We start from the raw sequence: 22576 nt of genomic DNA, 5'->3' as shown, positions 1-22576 counted from the left end.
TCATGTCTGAACCACTAATTTCTATCCGCAATTTATGCGTGGATTACATCACAGAGTCTGGCGATGTACGTGCGTGTAACAACGTAAGTTTCGACATTGCTCCAGGTGAAGTATTCGGCCTAGCTGGTGAATCTGGCTGTGGTAAATCAACTGTTGCTTTCTCTCTTATGCGCCTGCATAAGCCGCCCGCTTACATCAGTGGTGGCGAGGTTATCTTCAATGGTGAGAACATTCTTGAATACAGTGATGACCGTATGCAAGCGTTCCGTTGGAGCGAGATGTCGATGGTATTCCAGAGTGCGATGAACGCACTCAATCCCGTATTACCAATGGAAGAGCAGTTCTGTGACGTAATTATGCGTCACACCAACATGACTCGTGAGCAAGCTAAGCAACGCGCTGAAGGTCTACTTGAAATCGTAGATATTCACCCGAGCCGATTGAGTGACTACCCTCACCAATTCTCTGGCGGCATGCGTCAGCGCTTGGTTATTGCTATCGCTTTAGCATTGAATCCAAAGCTTATCATTATGGATGAGCCAACGACCGCACTTGATGTGGTTGTTCAACGCGAAATCCTACAAAAGATCTATGCACTAAAAGAAGAGTTTGGCTTCTCGATCCTGTTCATCACCCATGACTTGTCATTGATGGTCGAGTTCTCTGACCGTATCGGCATCATGTACTCAGGTGAGCTCATCGAGGTTGCCAATGCTCAAGATATTCTAGAAAACCCTTACCACCCTTATACCAAAGGGCTGGGAAGTTCTTTCCCTCCACTAACAGGGCCAAAGACAAAACTAGCAGGCATTCCGGGTAACCCTCTGAACCTGTTAGAGATCCCTGAAGGGTGTCGTTTCCAAGCTCGTTGTGATCGTGTACATGAAACGTGTACCAAGGTGCCAACCAAGCTGCGTTCTATCGACCCGGGGCATTTGTCTAACTGCCACCTGTACGGTGACCCAATAGTACAAAGGAAGCTATAGCTTGCACGCTGATTCAGCGTGAATAACGAATAAGGCGGCTCGACCGCCGAAATGCAAGCAAAGCGAATAAGGATTCTGGAGACAATTATGAGCAAAGATTTCGGTCAATTATTGGTAGAAGGCAAGAATGTCGTAAAAGACTTCCCAATAAGCAGTACCACAATTCAAACCCCAATGATGCGTGCGATTAACGACGTATCATTCAAGATGTATAAAAGTCGTGGCCTAGCTGTGGTTGGTGAGTCAGGTTCAGGCAAATCAACAACAGCAAAAATGATCGCAAAAATGTACGCACCTTCGGGCGGTACGATCGAATACAAAGGTCGTGATATCCAAGAGATCTCAAGCAGAAAAGATCTTATGCACTACCGTGAAGGCGTGCAGATGGTATGGCAAGACCCGTTTGGTTCTCTGAACCCAACACATAACATCTTTCACCACATAGCTCGACCATTGTTGATCCACAAAAAAGTATCTCCGGGCAACAAGAAAGAGTTACAGGAACGTGTGTACGATCTTCTAGAGCAAGTTGGCTTAGTGCCACCACAAGCAACGGCAGAGAAGTACCCTCATCAACTCTCTGGTGGTCAGCGTCAACGTGTCAACCTAGCCCGTAACATTGCAGTTGGTGCAGAAGTTGTATTAGCCGATGAACCAACATCGATGCTTGATGTATCGATTCGTGCTGGTGTTTTGAACCTGATGGAAGAAATGAAGTTTGAGAAACAAATGTCTCTACTTTACATCACTCACGATATCGCAACCGCTCGTTACATTGCTGAAGATCTTTCAGTGATGTACGTAGGACACATGGTGGAATGGGGCGATACCGATGATGTGATTGCTAACCCTCAGCATCCTTACACCCAACTGCTTGTTTCTGCGGTTCCAGATCCTAAAAAATCGATCCACGAACAACTCGCAGGCAACAAAGGTGAGATCCCTCTTTGGACACCAGTATCAGCAGGTTGCCCATTTGCAGGCCGTTGCACTCATGCAATGGACAAGTGTAAAGAGCAGTTACCAGGGGTTACGCAGTTAGCTGATAACCACTTTGTGCGTTGTTACCTACACGAAAGCTAAGCAATAAAACCAAGTTAGGGTCTGCGGGCCCTAACTATTTATATCCAAAACATTTTATATCCAAAACATTCAAGTACCTAGCCAGTAGAAACTAGGACTGTCGGAGAATATTGATGCTGTTATTGACCAACCATATTGGCTACGAATCCACGGCTCCAAAGCAGGCTATTCTGCAAACGAAGAAAGCTCGCTTATCAAGTACGACTGCACTTTTGGTGTGTGCCGACAACCATATCACTGTCGGAAGTTTTGATGTGGTTAAACAAGGCCGCGTAGCAAATTGGCATCAAGGGCAATTCTTCACTATCGATTTCAGTTCATTCACTGAATCAGGTCGCTACTACCTACGTTTTGACAACCTACGCTCTGAAGTATTTGAGATTGGTAGCAACCTATTAATGAACCACACGTTTTCTGATGTGCTTCATTACTTTAAGTCACAACGCTGTGGCGGTAGTTTCGACAAAAAAGATCGACAAGCACAAATTATGGGCACTGACAGATACGTCGATGTTCATGGCGGTTGGTACGACGCATCGGGTGATGTAAGTAAGTACTTTAGCCACCTATCTTATGGCAATTATCTCAACCCACAACAAATTCCGATGGTTGTTTGGAATATGCTCAAAAGCGTGCGCTTAACTAGCAATAACTCAGACTTTCCTAAATTCTCTATGACTCGTTTAGTGGAAGAAGCCCTATTCGGTGCCGATTTCTTAGTACGTATGCAAGACGCTGACGGATACTTTTACATGACGGTATTCGACAAGTGGAGTAAAGACATCAATCAACGTGACATCTGCGCATACGCCACTCAAGAAGGTAACAAATCAACGGACTTGCAAGCGGGCTACCGACAAGGTGCGGGCGTTGCTATCGCCGCATTAGCTGCTGCATCTGAACTTGAAACCTCGGGCAGTTACTCGAGCCAAACTTATCTTGAAACTGCCGTTAGCGGTTATTGGCACCTAAAAGAACATAACCTGCAGTACCTAAACGATGGCGAAGAAAACATCATCGATGAATATTGTGCCCTACTCGCTGCCAATGAACTGTACCGAGTAACAGAGGACGAGCAATACCTATCCGAAGCAAGAGTTTGGGCTAGTCGCTTGATCTCTCGTCAGCAATCTGATGATTCATTTGAGCACTTTTGGTCAGCTAATGCTGATGGCTCTCGCCCCTATTTCCATGCAGCTGAAGCTGGCCTTCCTGTAATTGCTCTATGCGAGTACATCGATAATGAAACTGACACTGAGTTGAAAGAACAAGCACGTGTGGTTGTTGAGCAAGCTTGTCAGTTCGAAATCAATATTACCGACAAAGTCATCAACCCATTTGGCTACCCAAGACAGTACGTTAAAAATGTTGATGGTGATAAGCGCGATGCTTTCTTCGTTACTCAGAAGAACGAGACAGGCTACTGGTGGCAAGGCGAAAACGCGCGCCTTGGCTCAATTGCGACCATGGCGTACTTAGTTCAACCACACATTCAAAATGCCGATCTTCAAAAGCGCTTAATCCAACTTTCACAAAACAGTCTTGATTGGATTTTAGGATTGAATCCTTACCACATGTGCATGCTTGATGGCCACGGTCATAACAACCCAGACTATCTACCACAACTTGGTTTCTTCAATGCCAAAGGCGGGATTTGCAATGGCATCACGGCAGGGTTCGAAGACGAACAAGACATCGCATTCAACCCACCAGCACAGAAAGACGACATGCTTCAAAACTGGCGCTGGGGTGAACAATGGATCCCTCATGGGGCGTGGTATTTGCTAGCAACGGCTGCGCAATTCAACTTCCTAGCACAAAGTAAGGAGCAATAATCATGACGCTTTACTACGTAGGTATTGATGGTGGCGGCACATCTTGCCGTGCTCGCATTCGTGATGACCAAGGCAAACTCATTGGTGAAGCGAAAAGTGGCAGTGCCAACATCCTTTTGGGTGTCGATGTTGCAATGAGTTCAATTGTTGATGCGATTACTAAAGCCGCACAACAAGGGCAACTCAACTCTAACGATTTTTCTAATATGCATGTTGGTTTGGCGCTAGCTGGTGCTGAACAGAAGTCAGCATGGCTCGACTTCATGGCACAAGCACACCCTTTCGCAAGTATGACACTCAATACAGACGCCTATGGTGCATGTATTGGTGCACATAATGGCCAAGACGGCGCGATCATGATTGGTGGTACAGGTTCATGTGGTATCTACCTAAACAACGGCGAACAACATGTGGTTGGCGGTCGTGAATTTCCAATTTCTGACCAAGGCGGCGGCGCAGTGATGGGCCTTCGTTTAATTCAGCAAGTTCTACTCGCTGAAGATGGTATTCGTAACAAAACCCCACTAACTCAACATGTCATGAATCATTTCAATAATGATGTTGATGCGATCGTGGCATGGTCAAAAGGCGCGATTCCAAAGGATTACGGTCAATTCTCACCCGTCATTTTTCAACTGGCAAATGAAGGCGATGAACTGGCTATAGAGATGCTTAAGCAGACTGCAGCCGATATCGAAATGTTTGTATTAGCGCTGCATCGAAAAGGCGCTGACAAGGTGTGCTTAATGGGAAGTATCGCTGAGCGTATTCTCAACTGGCTATCACCACCTGTACAACAATGGATCGTTAAACCTCAATTTGACGCTATCGAAGGCGCATTGATGTTTGCCGGCAAGTCACAACACAACTTGTATCAACAGGCTTAGCAGGGAAGTTATATGAATTATCGCATCGACTTAGCTGTTCTTTCTGAACAAAAAAATAACTGCCGATTTGGCCTTACGGTACATAATTTAAGTGACCTCGACGTAAAAGATTGGTCTCTGCATTTTGCATTTGACCGATTCATCCTTCCTGAGAGTCTATCGCAAGGTGAACTGACTCAAGTTGGAAGCTATTGCTCGTTCAAACCAAGTTCTTCAGTATTAAAGGCCAACAACCATTACTACCTTGAATTCAGTATTCAAAGCGCCCCATTCCGCTTCTATTCTGATGGCCTTAACGATGCCTTTATCCAGTCACATCATGATGGAGAAACATCGGTACTGCCTGTCGCGATATCACCCATAGTACTGGCTTCGCCATACCGTGAACGCAATCAAATACCTGAAGTTAACGCTTCTGAGATAGCATTGATTCCTCAACCAAATCAGATCGAACTCAAGCAAGGTAGTTTCGCGCTAAGCTGTGGATGCAAGATTGAGGTTCAATCTCACCTTGCAGATAAAGCCGTCTCTTGGTTGCAGCAAGAATTACTTTCTACCTTTGAACTGTCGATTTCGAATGAGCTTCCAACTGAACTTTCAAAAGACGAAAGCGGCGACATTCTATTTCGCAGCAATCCAACATTAGACGAAGCAGAATACAAACTCCGCATTACTGAACAACAAATAATTGTTGAATCAGGTAGCCAGTCTGGGTTTACACACGCAGTGGCAAGTCTGATTCAATTGATTCAACAACTGGATGCCGAAAATTTTTCTATTCCATGCTGCAAAATCGCCGATCACCCTCGCTTTAAGTACCGAGGCATGATGTTGGACTGCGCGCGTCACTTCCACTCAGTAGAGCAAGTGAAGCGTTTAATCAATCAACTGGCGCACTACAAGTTCAACGTATTTCATTGGCACCTAACTGACGATGAAGGTTGGAGAATTGAGATTAAGAGCCTGCCTCAGCTGACTGAAATCGGCGCTTGGCGCGGTCCTGATCATGCATTAGAACCGCAATACACCCACCTTGCGGATAACTATGGCGGCTTCTACACGCAGCAACAGATTCGTGAAGTCATTGAATACGCAGAGCAACGCAGCATCATGGTGATCCCAGAGATCGATATCCCAGGACACTGTCGTGCCGCAATAAAGTCGCTGCCTGAGATGCTGGTAGAGCAAGCCGACACTACTCAATACAAGAGTATTCAGCACTACAACGACAATGTACTAAATCCAGGCTTGCCAGGTACTTATCAGTTCCTAGATGCTGTGATTGAAGAAGTCGCAGAACTTTTCCCTAGCGAATTGATTCACATGGGCGCAGATGAAGTACCACCGGGCGTGTGGACCAACAGCCCTGCCGCTCAAGCACTGATGAAAGAGCACCAGTATCAAGACAGCAAAGACCTACAAGGCCACCTATTCCGCTATGCCGAGAACAAACTCAAACAACTTGGTAAGCGCATGGTGGGCTGGGAAGAAGCACAGCACGGCGACAAGGTGAGCAAAGAGACCATCATCTATTCATGGCTCAGTGAAGAAGCCGCTATCAATTGTGCTCGCCAAGGCTTTGATGTGGTGCTGCAACCAGCACAGTTTACCTATCTCGACATGACCCAAGATTATGCACCGGAAGAACCGGGCGTAGATTGGGCTGCCGTTATCCCCTTAGAACAAGCTTATACCTACGAAGCCCTCGCTGAGATATCCGACACCGATCCAATTCGTAAGCGGATCCGCGGAATTCAGTGTGCTCTATGGTGTGAGATCGTTACCAATCAAAAGCGCATGGATTACATGGTATTTCCAAGAATTAGCGCTTTAGCTGAAGGATGTTGGACACATAAAAACAACCGAAACTGGCTAGATTACCTATCTCGCCTAAAAGGCCACCTGCCATTACTCGACAGACTCAATGTTGATTATCGCAACCCTTGGAAATCTGAATAAAACGAAACCAAAGCACACTCAAGTCGAGTACTTGCTTCCCCTGATTAAGGTGCTCAGTCAGATTCGACTCAGCATCATTATTTAAAAATTAGCTGCATAGATGCAGTTTGTTAAAAAGGAAATGACAATGAAATACGGCTATTTCGATAACGATAATCGCGAATACGTCATCACTCGCCCTGATGTACCAGCACCTTGGACCAACTACCTAGGTACTGAAAAGTTTTGTACCGTGATTTCGCACAATGCTGGCGGCTACTCGTTCTACAATTCTCCGGAATACAACCGTGTTACTAAATTCCGTCCAAACGGCACCTTCGACCGTCCAGGACACTATGTTTACCTGCGTGATGATGAGACGGGCGATTACTGGTCTATTTCTTGGCAGCCTGTGGCAAAGAGCCTAGATGAAGCGAACTACGAAGTTCGTCACGGCCTGTCATACTCAAAATTCAAGTGTGAATACAGTGGTATTACAGCAACCAAAACGTTATTCGTTCCTAAGGGTGAAGATGCGGAAGTTTGGGACGTGGTACTAAAGAACAACACTGACAAACCAAGAACCATCAGTACTTTCTCATTTGTTGAGTTCTCGTTCAGCCACATCCAATCGGATAATCAGAACCATCAGATGTCTTTGTACTCTGCGGGTACGTCTTACCAAGAAGGTGTTCTTGAATACGACCTGTACTACAACACTAACGACTTTGAAGGTTTCTACTACCTAGCTTCAACTTTCTCACCAGATAGCTACGACGGCCAACGTGACAACTTCCTTGGCATGTACCGTGATGAAGCGAACCCAATTGCCGTTGAGAACGGTAAATGTTCTAACAGCGCTCAAACCTGTTACAACCACTGTGGTTCTCTGCACAAGCAATTTACCATTCAGCCGGGTGAAGAAGTTCGCTTTGCTTATGTACTCGGTATCGGTAAAGGCAACGGCGAGCGCCTACGTGAAAAGTACCAAGACACAGCCAACGTCGATGCCGCTTTCCAAGGCATCAAAGATCACTGGGACGAGCGTTGCAACAAATTCCAAGTTAAGTCTCCAAACGAAGGCTTAGACACCATGATCAACACATGGACGCTATACCAAGCGGAAACCTGTGTGGTTTGGTCGCGCTTTGCATCCTTCATTGAAGTCGGTGGCCGTACTGGCCTTGGTTACCGTGATACTGCGCAAGACGCGATCTCAGTACCTCATGCCAACCCACAAATGACCAAGAAACGTATTATCGACCTGCTTCGCGGCCAAGTGAAAGCGGGCTACGGTCTACACTTGTTCGATCCTGACTGGTTCGATCCAGAAAAAGCAGATGTTGAACCTTCAAAATCGCCAACGGTTGTTCCAACGCCTTCAGACGACGATAAGATCCATGGCATTGAAGACACCTGTTCTGATGATCACTTATGGATCGTTCCGACCATCATCAAATATGTAATGGAAACCGGTGAACACGACTTCTTTGATGAAGTGATCCCATACGCAGACGGTGGCGAAGCGACCGTTTACGAACACATGAAAGCGGCACTGAACTTCTCTGCTGAATACGTGGGTCAAACGGGCATTTGTAAGGGCCTTCGTGCAGACTGGAATGACTGTTTAAACCTAGGTGGCGGTGAGTCGTCAATGGTTTCATTCCTGCACTTCTGGGCTCTACAAGAATTCCTAGACCTAGCTAAGTTCCGCAATAACGATGCTGACGTTGCTAAATACACAGAAATGGCCGCGAACGTACGTGAAGCCTGTGAAACACACCTATGGGATGACGAAGGTGGCTGGTACATCCGTGGTCTAACAAAAAATGGCGACAAGATCGGTACCGCTCAACAAGCTGAAGGTCGTGTACACCTTGAGTCAAACACGCTAGCGGTTCTATCTGGCGCGGTTTCTCAAGAGCGTGGCGAGAAAGCGATGGACGCTGTTGATGAGAACCTATTCTCTGAATACGGCTTGCACCTAAATTCTCCTTCATTCGCAACACCAAACGATGATATCGGCTTTGTGACTCGCGTTTATCAAGGCGTAAAAGAGAATGGCGCAATCTTCTCTCACCCGAACCCATGGGCTTGGGTAGCAGAAGCGAAGCTAGGTCGTGGTGACCGTGCGATGAAGTTCTACGACGCACTGAACCCGTACAACCAAAACGACATGATTGAAACACGTTACGCAGAACCATACTCGTACGTGCAGTTCATCATGGGTAAAGATCATCAAGACCATGGTCGTGCAAACCACCCTTGGTTAACAGGTACGTCGGGTTGGGCTTACTTTGCGGTAACCAACTTCATTCTTGGTGTTCGCACAGGCTTTGAAGGCTTAACGATTGATCCTTGTATTCCGACTGATTGGCCGGAATTCGAGGTTACTCGTCAATGGCGTGGCGCGACTTACAACATCACAGTGCAAAACCCGAATGCAGTAAGCAAAGGGGTTACCTCTATCACTATCAACGGTAAGTCAGTTGAAGGTGCAATCCCAGTACAAGCAGAAGGCAGCGTGAACGACGTTGTCGTTGTTCTAGGCTAGTCACTTAATTTAACGAACAGCTCTTGCCTCAAGTCTTTATCGACTTGAGGCAATGAGACTAAAAGGATTTTCTAATGATTAAATTTGGTACAGGTGGCTGGCGCGCTTTCATTGGTGAAGAGTTCACCAGAGACAATGTTCGCCTTGTAGCGCAAGCGCTCGCTAACATCATCAATAATGAAGATGCAGCCAAGAATGGATTCGTTATCGGCTATGACCGTCGCTTCCTTTCAGATAAAGCGGCATGCTGGTTTGCAGAAGTACTTGCGGCGAACAACATCAAAGTAAGCTTCATTGATAAGTTCGTTCCAACACCTATCGTGATGTTCCAAGCAAAAGAGATGGGATGTATTTACTCTGCGTGTATTACCGCTTCTCACAACCCTGCGGACTATAACGGCATAAAGGTGTTCATTGAAGGTGGACGCGATGCTGACGAGATCATCACAGAGAAGATCGAACAGCAAATCGCAACACTGACCAACGAAGATGTTATACGAGTCGATTTCGAACAAGCGTTAAACGACAAAGAAATCGAGATCATCAACCCGATGAACGACTTTGTTGATTCAATCATCAACTTCATCGATATCGATTCGATTAAGAAAGCCAACCTGCGCGTACTGATTGATCCAATGTTTGGTGTTGCAAAAAATGCTCTGCAAACCGTACTGATCAACGGTCGCTGTGATGTCGATGTAATCAACGATGGTAAGAACCCAGATTTCGGTGGTCTTATGCCGTCCCCAAATGCAGCAACGCTCTATCGCTTGAAGCACTTGGTGGCAGCAGAAGGATATGACATTGGTATTGGTACTGATGGCGATGCCGACCGTTTAGGCATCATTGATGAGAAAGGTCACTTCATTCACCCTAACGAAGTGCTACTCCTACTTTACTACTACTTACTGGAATACAAAGGCTGGAAGGGCTCTGTCGTTCGTAACATCGCCACCACACATCTACTCGACAAAGTAGCGGCAGATCATGGTGAGAAGAGCTTTGAGGTTCCTGTAGGCTTTAAGCATATCAGCTCTCAAATGGAAGCAGATGATTCACTGATTGGTGGTGAAAGCTCGGGCGGTTTAACCATTCGAGGTCATATCAAAGGTAAGGATGGCGTATTTGCTTCAAGCTTACTGGTTGAGATGATCAGTGTAACCGGTAAAAAATTATCTGAGTTACTTGATGAAATCTACTCTAAGTATGGCTATGCCTACACGGCAGAAGGAGATTGCCAGTTTAAGCCTTCAGAGAAAGAAGCGCTCTACACCAAGATTTACGTAGAGAAACAACTGCCTGAATTTGAATACGAAATTGAAAAAGTTAGCTATGAAGATGGTGCCAAAGTGTACTTCAAGAATGGCGGCTGGGTGATCGCTCGCTTCTCAGGAACAGAGCCGTTACTGCGAATCTTCGCAGAAATGGAAGATAAAGACACTGCAGAACGTGTTCTTCAAAAAGTGAAAGACTTCCTCTCTCTATAGACTTATAGAGTGCAGCAGTTTTGAATGGGACTTAACAAACCACTGCCTTGTTAAAGCCTATAGGTGAAGAACTCTTGCCCAGTACTCTGTATCAAAGTGCTGGGCTTTTTTACGAATGCATTTTACTTTTCGGCAGAACGATACTTACTGCGTATCATTAAAACGCCAACACACCTTTGGTATCTACTTTGACGGTGACTGGCATACCAACACCTAGAGCCTCAGAAGACGTTGCTAACAGTTTCTGACCGTTAGCTTCAATCACATAACGACAGTGGTCGCCCATAAATTGTTGTTCCAACACTGACAGGTTACTGTCGACATCATGACTCGCCACTATATGCTGTGGTCTTAGTAACAACGCACATTCCGCTCCCACTTCGATTTGAGTTTGTGCTTTCGCTTCTATCAGACCCAAGCTCGTTTCAAATTCATTATCTGAAATACGCTGTGCATTCAAGTAGCTACCACCACCTAAGAAATCAGCAACAAACTTACTCGATGGGTGGAAGTACAACTCAGATGCTGAACCATATTGCTCAATCACACCATGGTTCATTACCGCCATTTTATCTGAAAAAGCGAATGCTTCTTCACGGCTGTGCGTTACAAAAATAGCAGTAACACCCTGCTTTTTAAATATTTTACGAATCTGAGAGATCAACTCATGGCGAACTTGAGTATCAATATTTGAGAAGGGTTCATCCAATAACAATAAGTCTGGCTTGTACGCTAAAGAACGAGCAATCGCTACGCGCTGCTGTTGACCACCAGAAAGTTGATGTGGGTATCGGTCACCGAATTCATCTAAGTGAACTAGCTCCAACATCTCTTGAACTTTCTCTTTCTTTTGCTGTTCAGAAAGACCTTTGAGGCCAAAGCAGATATTCTGGTTTACCGTCAAGTGCGGAAACAGGGCGTAATCTTGAAAAATCATTCCGATGTTTCTCTGCTCAGGTGGTAACCAGTTGTCTCCATCGTCGATGGTTTGACAGTTCAAGCTCATGACACCACTACTCAATGGAAGCAGGCCGGCAATCGCTTTAAGCAGCGTAGTCTTACCACAACCACTGGCACCAAGCAGACAAACAATTTCACCATGCTCAACTTCTAAAGAAAGAGATTCCAAAATAGTTTGGGACTCGTACTTACAAGTCAGATCTTTAATTGATAATGCACAACTCATTAGTGTTTCTGCTCCAAGGAACGGTTTACGATGATCAGAGGAATTAAACCCACCAACACCAATAATACAGCAGGCATTGCCGCCAACTCTAGGTGCTCATCTGAGGCATAGTTATAAACATAGGTCGCCAATGTTTCGAAGTTGAAAGGACGTAACAGCAATGCCGCATTTAGCTCTTTCATTGATTCGATAAACACCAGTAAACCTGCGATCAACGCGCCGCGTTTAATCAAAGGTAAATGAACACGACGTAACATCTGGTTGGTATTACAGCCCATGGTTTTAGAAGCCATATCCAATGAAGGAGATACTTTACTCAAGCTACTTTCGATACTGCCGATCGCCACTGCAGAAAAACGCACGACCATTGCAAAGATAAGCGCAAACATGGAACCAGAGAAGATCAAACCAGGTCGTCCCCACTCCATCACTTTAGCGATGTCATTAACCAAGTGATCCATAAACAACACCGGTACCATCACGCCAATCGCTAACACGGTGCCTGGAACGGCATAGCCCATGGAAGCGATACGCATATAAGCCTGATTTTTCTTACTTGGGCTAACACGTTGATTGAAGTTCACAATCAAAGCAATAACGACACCAATAATTGCAGCAACTACCGAAACATAAAGGCTATTAACGGCATACTCTCTAAATTCAGGGGTCCAGCTTTGAGCAAAATATTTGTAGGCATAAATCATTAACTGGGCAAGAGGGAACAAGAATGCGACACACACCAACCCCCAACACCAAAACAATGCTAACCACTTCTTCCAACCGGAAAGGTCGTAACGAAAATCTTCACGACTACTGAATTGATTCTGGAATAATTTCTGTTTGCGACGGCTATAGCGCTCTGAACTCAATAGTAGGATCACGATAATCAGCATAATCGCCGATATTTTCGCAGCAGCCGTTAAGCTTGAGTAACCTAACCAAGTATCGTAAACCGCAGTCGTTAAGGTATTGACTGCAAAGTAACTTACGGTACCAAAGTCACCAATGGTTTCCATTGCAACCAGTGATAGCCCGACCGCCATTGATGGACGAACAAGCGGCAAGGAAATACGACGAAAGCTTTCCCAAGGTGAACACTTTAACAACCGAGCGGATTGCAATAAGGAGACGTTTTGCTCCATAAAAGCCGCGCGGCATAGCAAATAAACATAGGGGTAGAGAACAAGTGACAGAACAATAATAGCTCCGAACAAGGTTCTAATGTCTGGGAACCAGTACTCTCCGGGCCCCCAGCCTGTTAAATCTCGTAGCAGAATTTGAACCGGACCAGCAAAGTCGAACCAATCGGTAAAGATATACCCGACAATATAGCCTGGCATTGCTAATGGCAGCACTAATGCCCACTGTAAAACGCGCTCTCCTGGAACACGGCACATTGCCATAATCCAAGCTGACGGAATACCAAAAGCCAAGGACAGGAATAAGGTTCCTATGACTAAAACCACCGTATTATAAGTATAGGTGGGCATTACTGTGGACATAAGATGAGAAAACAGCTCATCTGTTTCTCCAACAGCAGTCGTAAAAATCGCTAAAATCGGTAAAACCAGCAATACAGCAATGATGCAGCTACTGGTGTTCCATAAATAATTCTTTTCTTTCATCGCCTAACTACAACGAGGCTTAATGAAACACAAATGCATTTGCAAATACATCTCATATCCTTTTAATGGGGGGTTATTTATACCCATATACTGTAATGACTTCAAGGTGAGATGCTCATAACTCTGGGGATTAACGGGGAGCTTTGTATCAAAAAGTGATTTTCCAAAACAAAACAACCCCAAGTTACCGAAATGGCGACTTGAGGCTGTCATTTTACTTGGGCCGAAGCCTACAGTAAAAAATTATAGATCGAACTTAACTTCGTCTAGTAGCTTGATTGCAGCTGCGTGGTGGTCAGCAATCTGATCTAGAGAAATTGTATCAGCTTTGAATTCCCCCCAAGAAGCAACAAGCTCTGAAGGTTTAACATCAGCTTTCACTGGGTATTCGTAGTTCACTTCTGCGTACATGCCTTGCGCCACGTCACCAGATAGGAATTCCATTAGCTTAACCGCGTTCTCTTTATTTGGAGAGAATTTAGCCATTGCCATACCAGAGATATTTACGTGAGTACCTGTTGTCTCTTGGTTAGGGAAGTTAAGGTAAACAGCGTCAGCCCAAGCTTTTTGCTCTTTATCGTTAACCATCTTACCTAGGTAGTAGCTATTACCAAGAGAAACGTCACATAGACCTTCTTTGATCGCTTTAACTTGTGCACGGTCATTACCTTGAGGCTTACGTGCTAGGTTTGCTTTTACGCCTTCTAGCCATTCTTTCGTTTCAGCTTCACCTTTGTGAGCAATCATCGAAGATACTAGAGAAACGTTGTATGGGTGCTTACCGCTACGTGTACAGATTTTACCTTTGAATTCTGGCTTAGCTAGATCAGCGTAAGTGAAATCTTCACCTAGACGACCAACACGGTCACGAGAAGAGTATACGCTACGTGTACGAGTTGTTAGAGCGAACCACTCGTTAGCTGTGTCTTGGTACTGAGCTGGGATATTCTTTTCTAGAACATCACTTTCTACAGCTTGAACTAAACCTTTTTCAGTTAGCTCAGATAGACGGCTGATATCAACAGTTAATACCACATCTGCTGGGCTGTATTCGCCCTCTTGAGCTAGCTTCTCTGCTAAACCTTTCTTAGCAAACTTAACATTCACCTCGATACCAGTCTCTTTTGTGAACTCATCAAACATAGGTTCAACAAGGAAAGGTTGACGGTAAGAGTATACGTTTACTTCTTCAGCAGCGATTGCAGCCGTTGGTGCGATTGCGCTACATGCTAGAGCTGAAAGAGTTAGCAATTTTTTCATTGGTAAAATCCTTTATATCGAAATGATAATCTATATCAGTTGCGTTATTATATTTATTAAAATATTAATTTCAATGATAGAGCACAAAAAAACCTGCTCATGAGAGCAGGTTTCAAGTGGGTAATATGTAAATATTTGTAAATTATGAATTAATACATAGTGTTCTATTTTACAGACACAAACTCTGGATAAGCACCGACACCACAATCGTGCATGTCCATACCTTCAAGTTCTTCATCTTCAGTTACTCGGATACCGATTGTTGCTTTAAGCACTGCCCATACCGCTAGGCTAGCACCGAATACCCATGCAAAGATTACTGCTGCACCCAATAGTTGAGCACCAAACGTTGCATCAGCATTGCTTAGTGGTACAGCCATTAGACCGAAGAAACCACACACACCGTGTACCGATATAGCACCTACTGGATCATCAATCTTAGCTTTGTCTAGAGCGATGATGCTGAATACAACCAATGCACCAGATACAGAACCAATCGCTACAGCAAATAGAGGTGATGGTGATAGAGGGTCTGCAGTGATTGCTACTAGGCCCGCTAACGCACCGTTAAGAATCATTGTTAGGTCTGCTTTACCCCAAGTTGTTTTACATACTAGTAGTGCTGCAATCGCACCTGCTGCAGCTGCTGCGTTGGTGTTAAGGAAGATTTGACCTACTGCTGTCGCGTTCTCAAAGTCAGAAACCATAAGTTGAGAACCGCCGTTGAAACCGAACCAACCAAACCAAAGGATAAATGTACCTAGCGTTGCTAACGGCATGTTTGAACCTGGAATCGGGTAGATTTCACCGTTCTTACCATATTTACCTTTACGAGCGCCCAGTAGAAGCACACCCGCTAACGCTGCTGAAGCACCAGCCATGTGTACGATACCTGAACCAGCAAAGTCACTGAAACCCGCTTCTGATAGGAAACCACCGCCCCAAGTCCAGTAACCTTCCATTGGGTAGATGAATGCTGTTAGCACGACAGAGAAGATAAGGAATGACCAAAGTTTCATTCGCTCAGCAACCGCACCTGATACCACAGACATTGCTGTTGCAACGAAAACGACTTGGAAGAAGAAGTCTGATTCTAATGAGTGGTCTGCACCTTCACCTTGAGTACCAATCAGAGTACCAAATGACGGTAACCAGCCACCTTCGCCGTTATCGACATACATAATGTTGTAACCAACGACTAAGAAAGTCGTACAAGCAATCGCGTACAAACAAATGTTCTTAGTTAAAATTTCTGTGGTGTTCTTTGAACGAACTAGACCAGCTTCAAGCATTGCGAAGCCTGCAGCCATCCACATGACCAACGCACCTGAGATGAGGAAGAAAAAAGTGTCTAGTGCGTAACGTAGTTCCGTTACTGTTGTTGTAAGTTCCATATTAAAGTCTCCAGTCCTTGTAATTCTTTAAAGTGCTTCAGCATCCATTTCACCAGTACGAATTCGTACGGCTTGGCTTAGGTCATACACAAAAATTTTGCCATCGCCGATTTTTCCGGTGTGCGCCGCTTGGCTAATCGCTTCAACAACTCGGTCAACATTTTCAGCTTGGGTTGCAATCTCTAGCTTTACCTTGGGTAGGAAGTCCACCTGGTACTCTGCACCACGATACAATTCAGTGTGCCCCTTCTGACGACCAAAGCCTTTCACTTCAGAAACCGTCATACCTTCAATACCCACATCAGAGAGCGCTTCGCGTACATCGTCTAATTTGAATGGCTTTACAATGGCATTTATTAATTTCATATTCTTTCCTTAAATTCTTCACTTAATCCGTTAATACTCTTATTACAATCCAAGTAGCGTGCCAAAAACTTAAGTATTTGATTTTAAATAAAATAGAAACAATACTGTTTTAGAAAAGAAAAAGGCCGCACCAATATGGTGCGGCCTTTTCACTATCTTAATGCGCTGCATTGTCGTTGCTCTAGTTTTGGGCAACGAAACTTTCACGATGCAAAATCATTAGCAACTAGTAACCTAAAAAATCAATCCAACGCTCGATGAGCAACTCGAAATCGTCAATTCCGCAGCTTGCTTCGCTTTCACAATTATAGAAATCGAACTCACTGCCCTCTTCCATCTCTTGTTCGTGCCCTAGCACATTTTCTTGAATCGTTACGTCGTCTTCATTAATCGCTAGGCTGATCTCTTTGCCTAGTAGCGTCACTTCATTGCTCAGATCTTGTCGAGATTGCTCAATCAACGCCATCACATGATCCAGTTTCTGCTTATCTTTCCCGATCTCTTCTTGAAGCCAGCGGCCAACAATTTCATGACCCATGCTGCACTTTACATAGTACTCGCCCATTAAAGTGTTTCGTGTAAATTCAAATTCCATAAAGGCTCCGCGCACTAATGACAGATAGGGTAAAAAATGAGGCGAGAGTATATAGCGAAGTCATCAAGAGATCGAGTCGCTCTTTGTCCAGCATTCAGACATAAAAAAACGCCTTCTACGAATAGAAGGCGTTCTGTCTGTATATTACTCAGTCAACGATTAAGCGGGTTCTTGGAAGATAACCGTGTCTGCTTTGTCCGTGTACTGACCCATTTTATGGAAATTCAGGTAACGGTATGTATCAGCAGCGGTTGCATTAATCTTCTCTGCGTACGCTAAGTACTCTTCTTTAGTTGGGATACGACCAAGAATCGCACCAACAGCAGAAAGTTCAGCAGAAGCTAGATAAACGTTCGCACCATTACCTAAACGGTTCGGGAAGTTACGAGTAGACGTAGACATAACCGTCGAAGCATCAGCAACACGAGCTTGGTTACCCATACATAATGAACAACCCGGAGTTTCAATACGAACCCCAGCACGACCGAAGATGCCGTAGTAGCCTTCTTCTGTCAGTTGGTCTTTATCCATCTTAGTTGGCGGAGCAACCCACAGGCGAGTATTTAAAGAGCCATTAAACTCTTCTAGCATCTTACCTGCAGCACGGAAGTGACCGATGTTGGTCATACAAGAACCGATGAACACTTCTTGAATCTCAGTGCCTTGAACGTCAGAAAGAAGACGAGCATCATCTGGATCGTTTGGCGCACATAGGATTGGTTGATCGATGTCAGCAAGATCAATCTCGATAACGTGCGCGTATTCCGCATCTGAATCAGCAGATAGCAACTCAGGGTTCGCTAACCACTCTTCCATTGCCGTGATACGACGCTCAATCGTACGAACATCACCATAACCTTCAGCGATCATCCACTTAAGCATAACGATATTCGAGTTCAGGTACTCATCGATAGACTCTTGAGATAGCTTAACCGTACAACCTGCCGCAGAACGCTCTGCTGATGCATCTGAAAGTTCAAATGCTTGCTCAACAGATAGGTGCTCAACACCTTCGATTTCTAGTACACGACCAGAGAACTCATTGATCTTTCCTGCTTTCTCTACCGTTAGTAGACCTTGCTTGATACCGTAAAGCGGAATTGCATGTACTAGGTCACGTAGCGTGATACCTGGCTGCATTTCACCTTTAAAGCGAACCAAGATTGATTCAGGCATATCAAGAGGCATAACACCTGTTGCTGCAGCAAATGCTACTAAGCCAGAACCCGCAGGGAATGAAATACCTAGAGGGAAACGAGTATGCGAGTCACCACCTGTACCTACAGTATCAGGAAGAAGCATACGGTTTAACCATGAGTGGATAACACCATCACCCGGACGAAGTGAAACACCTGCACGGTTCATGATGAAATCAGGCAGTGTATGGTGAGTGTTTACATCAACTGGTTTCGGGTATGCAGATGTGTGACAGAAAGACTGCATCACAAGATCCGCAGAGAAGCCAAGACAAGCCAGATCTTTCAGCTCATCACGCGTCATAGGACCCGTAGTATCTTGAGAACCCACTGTCGTCATTTTAGGTTCGCAGTACTGACCCGCACGCACACCTTCAACGCCACACGCTTTACCTACCATCTTCTGAGCTAATGTGTAGCCTTTATCAGAAGCAGAAGGATCGATTGGTTTAGCAAACAGATCGGTTTCAGCTAGGCCTAGAGCATCACGAGCACGACCCGTTAGGCCACGACCAATGATCAGTGGAATACGGCCACCAGCACGCACTTCATCAAGAAGTACTTTGCTTAGCTCAAAGTTTGAAATCACAGAACCGTTCTTGTGAACAACACCTTCGTACGGGTAGATATCAATGACATCGCCCATGTTCATGTCTTGTACGTTCAGTTCAATGGGTAGTGCGCCTGAATCTTCCATTGTGTTGTAGAAGATTGGTGCAATTTTACCACCCAGACAAACACCGCCAGTACGCTTGTTTGGTACGAATGGGATATCTTCACCCATAAACCAAAGTACTGAGTTTGTTGCCGATTTACGTGAAGAACCTGTACCAACAACATCACCAACGTAAGCCAGTGGAATGCCGTCTTTTTGCATTTCTTCAATTTGATTGATTGGACCAACGCTACCCTGTTCATCAGGAGTAATGCCATCACGTTCCATCTTCAGCATCGCTTTCGCGTGCACTGGGATATCAGGACGTGACCATGCATCAGGCGCTGGTGATAAGTCATCAGTGTTAGTTTCACCGGTAACTTTAAATACTTTAACGGTGATCTTTTCCGCTACTTTGTTTTTCGCTGTAAACCATTCAGCATCAGCCCAAGATTGAAGTACTTGTTGTGCTGAAGCATTACCTGCTTTCGCTTTATCTTCTACATCGTAAAACGCATCGAACATCAGTAGAGTATGAGACAGGGCTTTAACTGCGATTGGAGCAAGCTCAGCATCGTCTAACAGAGACACTAGAGACTCGATGTTGTAACCACCTTGCATAGTACCAAGCAGTTGTGCAGCTTTTGCTTTGCTTACTAGTGGAGAAGCTACTTCACCTTTAGTGATAGCCGTAAGGAAGCCAGCTTTTACGTAAGCAGCTTCATCTACACCCGGTGGAATGCGATTTTCTAGTAGGTCAAGAATGATTTCTTCTTCACCTTGAGGTGGATTCTTTAGAAGTTCAACTAGGCCAGCGACTTGCTCAGCATCTAGTGGTCTTGGGACAACTCCCTCGGCAGCACGTTCTTCGACGTGTTTACGGTAGGCTTCAAGCACGACTTTTTTCCTCTCATTGCGGTTCACTTCTTACCTTCATAATTATTAGTAAAATAAAGAAGCGAACATCCTTGGAAACTTGGCTCTCCATTGCCATTTTTGTCATTCAATTTGTATTGATGAGCGGCATCATAGAGGCCAAACTGTGGGCGGTAGAATAGCAAATTTAACGTTAAATTAAAATCTTATCATTTTGACCAACATAGCAAGTTAAGACGAAAGTCCCACTATTTTTGCCTATTTACGCAGTTAAACGGTGACTCTACGCATGATTATTTGTAGGAAGTACCGACAATCAGATACACCGAATCAAAGTTATCTTCGGTTCGACCATAAGCTAATATGATCGGCCCGATGGGTGAGTCGACACCCGCAAAAACAGAGCCTGCAGTATACATTGGAGCTTCATCCAGTTTTAAGTCATTGTTCGACCAAACGCCACCATGTTCAATAGAGGCACCCACGTAGAACGGTGATTCAAAGAGGCCGAAGTCATTTTCAAACCACTTATAACGGTAGATCAAACTGGTGTAAGCTAAGTTCTGACCGATCAAACTATTTCTTGGAATACCGGATAGATTGAGGAACCCTCCTAACTCTTTCGGATCAATCGGAAAGACTGAGTTTTTACTTTCTACGATGCCGTAATCAACCTTTGCGACTAAAGTATGCTTCTCAATGCTTTGTGCCGCCATAAAATTGGCCGAAAGTTCAAAGACTGTATCACTCTCAGAAGCAAAATCAGCCTCACCATTAGAAGTCTCGTTATCAAAGTCATCATGAGAGATAAGGTACTCTAAATCGACAAAATAACCTTCGGTAGGAAGACTGAAGTTATCCAAAGTATCCAATCTATAACTGGCAAAGGCACCAATACGTTTATAGCCACCACTTCCTAGTGAAGGTAATGATGCCACCTCAATACTGCCATCTGTATAACGTGCACCAAATTTCAGCTCTTGCCACAATGTCGGTTGATAGCCCAATGCAAATTCACTCAGATACTCTTGATAAGACATTGGTAAGTAGTCTTTGGTTGCATCCAGTGTAGGTTCTCCAATCTCGCCGATTCCTGCTGGCAGGTTTCGATTCTGGTTGCTGTAAGCAATAGACACAGATGTGAACAACTTTTGACTCGAAAAGAATGGTGAGAAGAGTTCCGCCTCAATGCGTTTGTCAGTACCCATTTCAAGATTGGTTCTTAACTCTGCGCCATGTTTGTTAATGTCAGTAAAGTTGGCAGAAACACCGAGCGAATACTGGCTGGTAGTCGAGAAATCATCTTCAAGAAAAAATCGAAAATTGAGGTAATTTGGCCCCCAAGATTTTTCATTCACATCGACCAGCAGTTGATCCTCGCCATCAACATTTTCAAATTCATAAGTAACCAACTCGAACCGATCTAAGGCATAAAGATCTTTCACTTTAGATTCGATTTCACTGGTTTTAATAACCTGACCAGAATCGAGGTTTAAACGATTTTCGATCAACTTATCTGAATAGTGGGTGTTGTTGTTGTTAATAATAACTCTATCAACGACAGTCTGGTCGCCATGTTTTAGCTGCTTTCGAGCTTGCTGTTTATGATCTATATACTTTTGATAGTCTGCGTTAGAGAGCGCCAACTTAGAAAGCTGATCCGTATACTGCCTTGTTGCTTCGTATCCAGCATGATAAGCCGTCGGCATTTTATCGAACTCGGTGGTCTCCATTTGCCCAACATCAGGACGTAAGAAAAAATCATCGTCTGTTAACGTCGCGGCTTGCTCTTGAGTGCTGCGTTGAACAAGGTAATTAGAGAGTTGGTCTGCTGCGGCTAAAAAGTTAGTGAAGTCTTCTTTGCTTTTGTAGTTAGTACTGATATCAATCGCAATAACTATGTCAGCACCCATCGCTCTAGCAACATCAACAGGCATGTTATTGGTGACACCACCATCGACCAACATTCGCCCATCAACTTCATAAGGAGGAAGTGCTCCAGGTACTGACATACTCGCCATCATCGCATCAACAAGGTGACCATGATCGATCACGACTTCTTCAAGGTCGATAATATCGGTTGCGACAGAGCGATATGGAATAGCGAGGCTGTCGAAAGAATCGAGGGGAGATAAATTACCAGTGGTCTCGCGCAGAATACGCAACATATTCTGACCTTGAACCACACCTTTTCTGGCTTTGATTTCGCCCCAACCTAAACCGAGATCGGTATTCAGTTGATAACGGTCTTCATATTCTTTGTCTCGCACACGGCGATCACTACGGTTAACGCGATCGCGATAACCACGATTCCAATCAACCGTATAAATAAAGCTCTCGATCTCATCTGCGCTCATCCCTGTCGCATAAAGACCACCAACGTATGCGCCCATGCTGGTACCGGTAATGTAATCAACCGGAATTTGCATCTCTTCTAGGGCTTTAAGCACACCGATGTGAGCTGCACCTTTTGCCCCACCACCAGCAAGAACGACAGCAACGGTTGGCCTTTTATGAGCTTGTTTAAGTTCAACATGTTCTGATGAATCAACCTGTGCTGCAGTAGCGGCAAACAGTTGAAAACTGATCACAGTACCGACAATACCCAAGCTACTCACTAACCAACGAGAAATCATTATCTAAACTATCCTTG

The 22576-nt window shown here is 44.8% G+C and carries 15 protein-coding genes; 7 read left to right on the top strand and 8 right to left on the bottom strand.

Annotated features, from left to right (window positions below; translation table 11 throughout):
- Positions 1-2: 2 nt before the first annotated feature.
- The 7 genes from AB6D07_RS03760 to AB6D07_RS03730 all read left to right on the top strand — a co-directional run bounded on the left by AB6D07_RS03760 (position 3) and on the right by AB6D07_RS03730 (position 10770).
- Positions 3-986 carry an ABC transporter ATP-binding protein gene (locus AB6D07_RS03760; RefSeq protein WP_009847564.1) on the top strand — a complete coding sequence of 328 codons (984 nt, stop codon included), beginning with the start codon at positions 3-5 and terminating at the stop codon, positions 984-986.
- 87 nt (positions 987-1073) lie between these two features.
- Positions 1074-2069, top strand: a complete 996-nt coding sequence (locus AB6D07_RS03755; RefSeq protein WP_009847565.1) for an ABC transporter ATP-binding protein — start codon at positions 1074-1076, stop codon at positions 2067-2069.
- A gap of 113 nt (positions 2070-2182) precedes the next feature.
- Entirely contained in the window at positions 2183-3904 is a 1722-nt protein-coding gene (locus AB6D07_RS03750; RefSeq protein WP_017103858.1) for a glycoside hydrolase family 9 protein, read from the top strand.
- 2 nt (positions 3905-3906) lie between these two features.
- Positions 3907-4791 carry an N-acetylglucosamine kinase gene (locus AB6D07_RS03745; protein WP_017103857.1) on the top strand — a complete coding sequence of 295 codons (885 nt, stop codon included), beginning with the start codon at positions 3907-3909 and terminating at the stop codon, positions 4789-4791.
- Between the two features lie 12 nt (positions 4792-4803).
- The gene (locus AB6D07_RS03740; protein WP_017103856.1) at positions 4804-6750 is read left to right on the top strand and encodes a beta-N-acetylhexosaminidase; all 1947 of its coding nucleotides are present in this window, start codon (positions 4804-4806) and stop codon (positions 6748-6750) included.
- A gap of 127 nt (positions 6751-6877) precedes the next feature.
- On the top strand, positions 6878-9283 hold the full coding sequence (locus tag AB6D07_RS03735; RefSeq protein ID WP_017103855.1) for a GH36-type glycosyl hydrolase domain-containing protein: 2406 nt from the start codon (positions 6878-6880) through the stop codon (positions 9281-9283).
- Positions 9284-9357: 74 nt separating this feature from the next.
- The gene (locus AB6D07_RS03730; RefSeq protein WP_017103854.1) at positions 9358-10770 is read left to right on the top strand and encodes a phosphoglucomutase/phosphomannomutase family protein; all 1413 of its coding nucleotides are present in this window, start codon (positions 9358-9360) and stop codon (positions 10768-10770) included.
- Between the two features lie 157 nt (positions 10771-10927).
- Here the strand turns inward: AB6D07_RS03730 and AB6D07_RS03725 are convergent, their stop codons facing one another.
- The 8 genes from AB6D07_RS03725 to AB6D07_RS03690 all read right to left on the bottom strand — a co-directional run bounded on the left by AB6D07_RS03725 (position 10928) and on the right by AB6D07_RS03690 (position 22559).
- Positions 10928-11956 (bottom strand): ABC transporter ATP-binding protein, encoded by a 1029-nt coding sequence (locus tag AB6D07_RS03725; RefSeq protein WP_017097323.1) that lies wholly within the window; start codon positions 11954-11956, stop codon positions 10928-10930.
- Complete coding sequence (locus AB6D07_RS03720; RefSeq protein WP_017103853.1) at positions 11956-13581, bottom strand: iron ABC transporter permease; 1626 nt, start codon at positions 13579-13581, stop codon at positions 11956-11958. The genes AB6D07_RS03725 and AB6D07_RS03720 overlap by 1 nt, the downstream gene beginning before the upstream one ends.
- A gap of 243 nt (positions 13582-13824) precedes the next feature.
- Complete coding sequence (locus AB6D07_RS03715) at positions 13825-14841, bottom strand: Fe(3+) ABC transporter substrate-binding protein (protein ID WP_012604721.1); 1017 nt, start codon at positions 14839-14841, stop codon at positions 13825-13827.
- 164 nt (positions 14842-15005) lie between these two features.
- A complete protein-coding gene (locus tag AB6D07_RS03710) occupies positions 15006-16235 on the bottom strand; it encodes an ammonium transporter (protein WP_017097325.1) in 1230 nt (409 codons plus the stop codon).
- Between the two features lie 27 nt (positions 16236-16262).
- Positions 16263-16601 carry a P-II family nitrogen regulator gene (gene glnK / locus AB6D07_RS03705; protein WP_004738200.1) on the bottom strand — a complete coding sequence of 113 codons (339 nt, stop codon included), beginning with the start codon at positions 16599-16601 and terminating at the stop codon, positions 16263-16265.
- A gap of 226 nt (positions 16602-16827) precedes the next feature.
- Complete coding sequence (locus AB6D07_RS03700) at positions 16828-17196, bottom strand: YacL family protein (RefSeq protein WP_029223087.1); 369 nt, start codon at positions 17194-17196, stop codon at positions 16828-16830.
- 159 nt (positions 17197-17355) lie between these two features.
- Entirely contained in the window at positions 17356-19944 is a 2589-nt protein-coding gene (acnB, locus tag AB6D07_RS03695) for a bifunctional aconitate hydratase 2/2-methylisocitrate dehydratase (RefSeq protein WP_029223086.1), read from the bottom strand.
- Between the two features lie 272 nt (positions 19945-20216).
- Complete coding sequence (locus tag AB6D07_RS03690) at positions 20217-22559, bottom strand: patatin-like phospholipase family protein (protein WP_372091196.1); 2343 nt, start codon at positions 22557-22559, stop codon at positions 20217-20219.
- Positions 22560-22576: the final 17 nt, after the last annotated feature.

This window comes from Vibrio sp. 10N.239.312.C11 (genome assembly GCF_041466065.1).
Classification (GTDB): Bacteria; Pseudomonadota; Gammaproteobacteria; order Enterobacterales; family Vibrionaceae; genus Vibrio; species Vibrio tasmaniensis_A.
Note: the sequence above shows the minus strand (reverse complement) of the source record. Positions and strands in the feature narration are given on the sequence as shown.

Excerpts from the sequence above, each read along its gene's own strand:
- AB6D07_RS03745 (WP_017103857.1), top strand. The coding sequence starts at position 3,907 with ATGACGCTTTACTACGTAGGTATTGATGGTGGCGGCACATCTTGCCGT.
- AB6D07_RS03735 (WP_017103855.1), top strand. The coding sequence starts at position 6,878 with ATGAAATACGGCTATTTCGATAACGATAATCGCGAATACGTCATCACT.
- AB6D07_RS03760 (WP_009847564.1), top strand. The coding sequence starts at position 3 with ATGTCTGAACCACTAATTTCTATCCGCAATTTATGCGTGGATTACATC.
- AB6D07_RS03755 (WP_009847565.1), top strand. The coding sequence starts at position 1,074 with ATGAGCAAAGATTTCGGTCAATTATTGGTAGAAGGCAAGAATGTCGTA.
- AB6D07_RS03690 (WP_372091196.1), bottom strand. The coding sequence starts at position 22,559 with ATGATTTCTCGTTGGTTAGTGAGTAGCTTGGGTATTGTCGGTACTGTG.
- AB6D07_RS03700 (WP_029223087.1), bottom strand. The coding sequence starts at position 17,196 with ATGGAATTTGAATTTACACGAAACACTTTAATGGGCGAGTACTATGTA.
- AB6D07_RS03730 (WP_017103854.1), top strand. The coding sequence starts at position 9,358 with ATGATTAAATTTGGTACAGGTGGCTGGCGCGCTTTCATTGGTGAAGAG.
- AB6D07_RS03740 (WP_017103856.1), top strand. The coding sequence starts at position 4,804 with ATGAATTATCGCATCGACTTAGCTGTTCTTTCTGAACAAAAAAATAAC.
- glnK (WP_004738200.1), bottom strand. The coding sequence starts at position 16,601 with ATGAAATTAATAAATGCCATTGTAAAGCCATTCAAATTAGACGATGTA.
- AB6D07_RS03710 (WP_017097325.1), bottom strand. The coding sequence starts at position 16,235 with ATGGAACTTACAACAACAGTAACGGAACTACGTTACGCACTAGACACT.
- AB6D07_RS03720 (WP_017103853.1), bottom strand. The coding sequence starts at position 13,581 with ATGAAAGAAAAGAATTATTTATGGAACACCAGTAGCTGCATCATTGCT.
- AB6D07_RS03750 (WP_017103858.1), top strand. The coding sequence starts at position 2,183 with ATGCTGTTATTGACCAACCATATTGGCTACGAATCCACGGCTCCAAAG.
- AB6D07_RS03725 (WP_017097323.1), bottom strand. The coding sequence starts at position 11,956 with ATGAGTTGTGCATTATCAATTAAAGATCTGACTTGTAAGTACGAGTCC.
- AB6D07_RS03715 (WP_012604721.1), bottom strand. The coding sequence starts at position 14,841 with ATGAAAAAATTGCTAACTCTTTCAGCTCTAGCATGTAGCGCAATCGCA.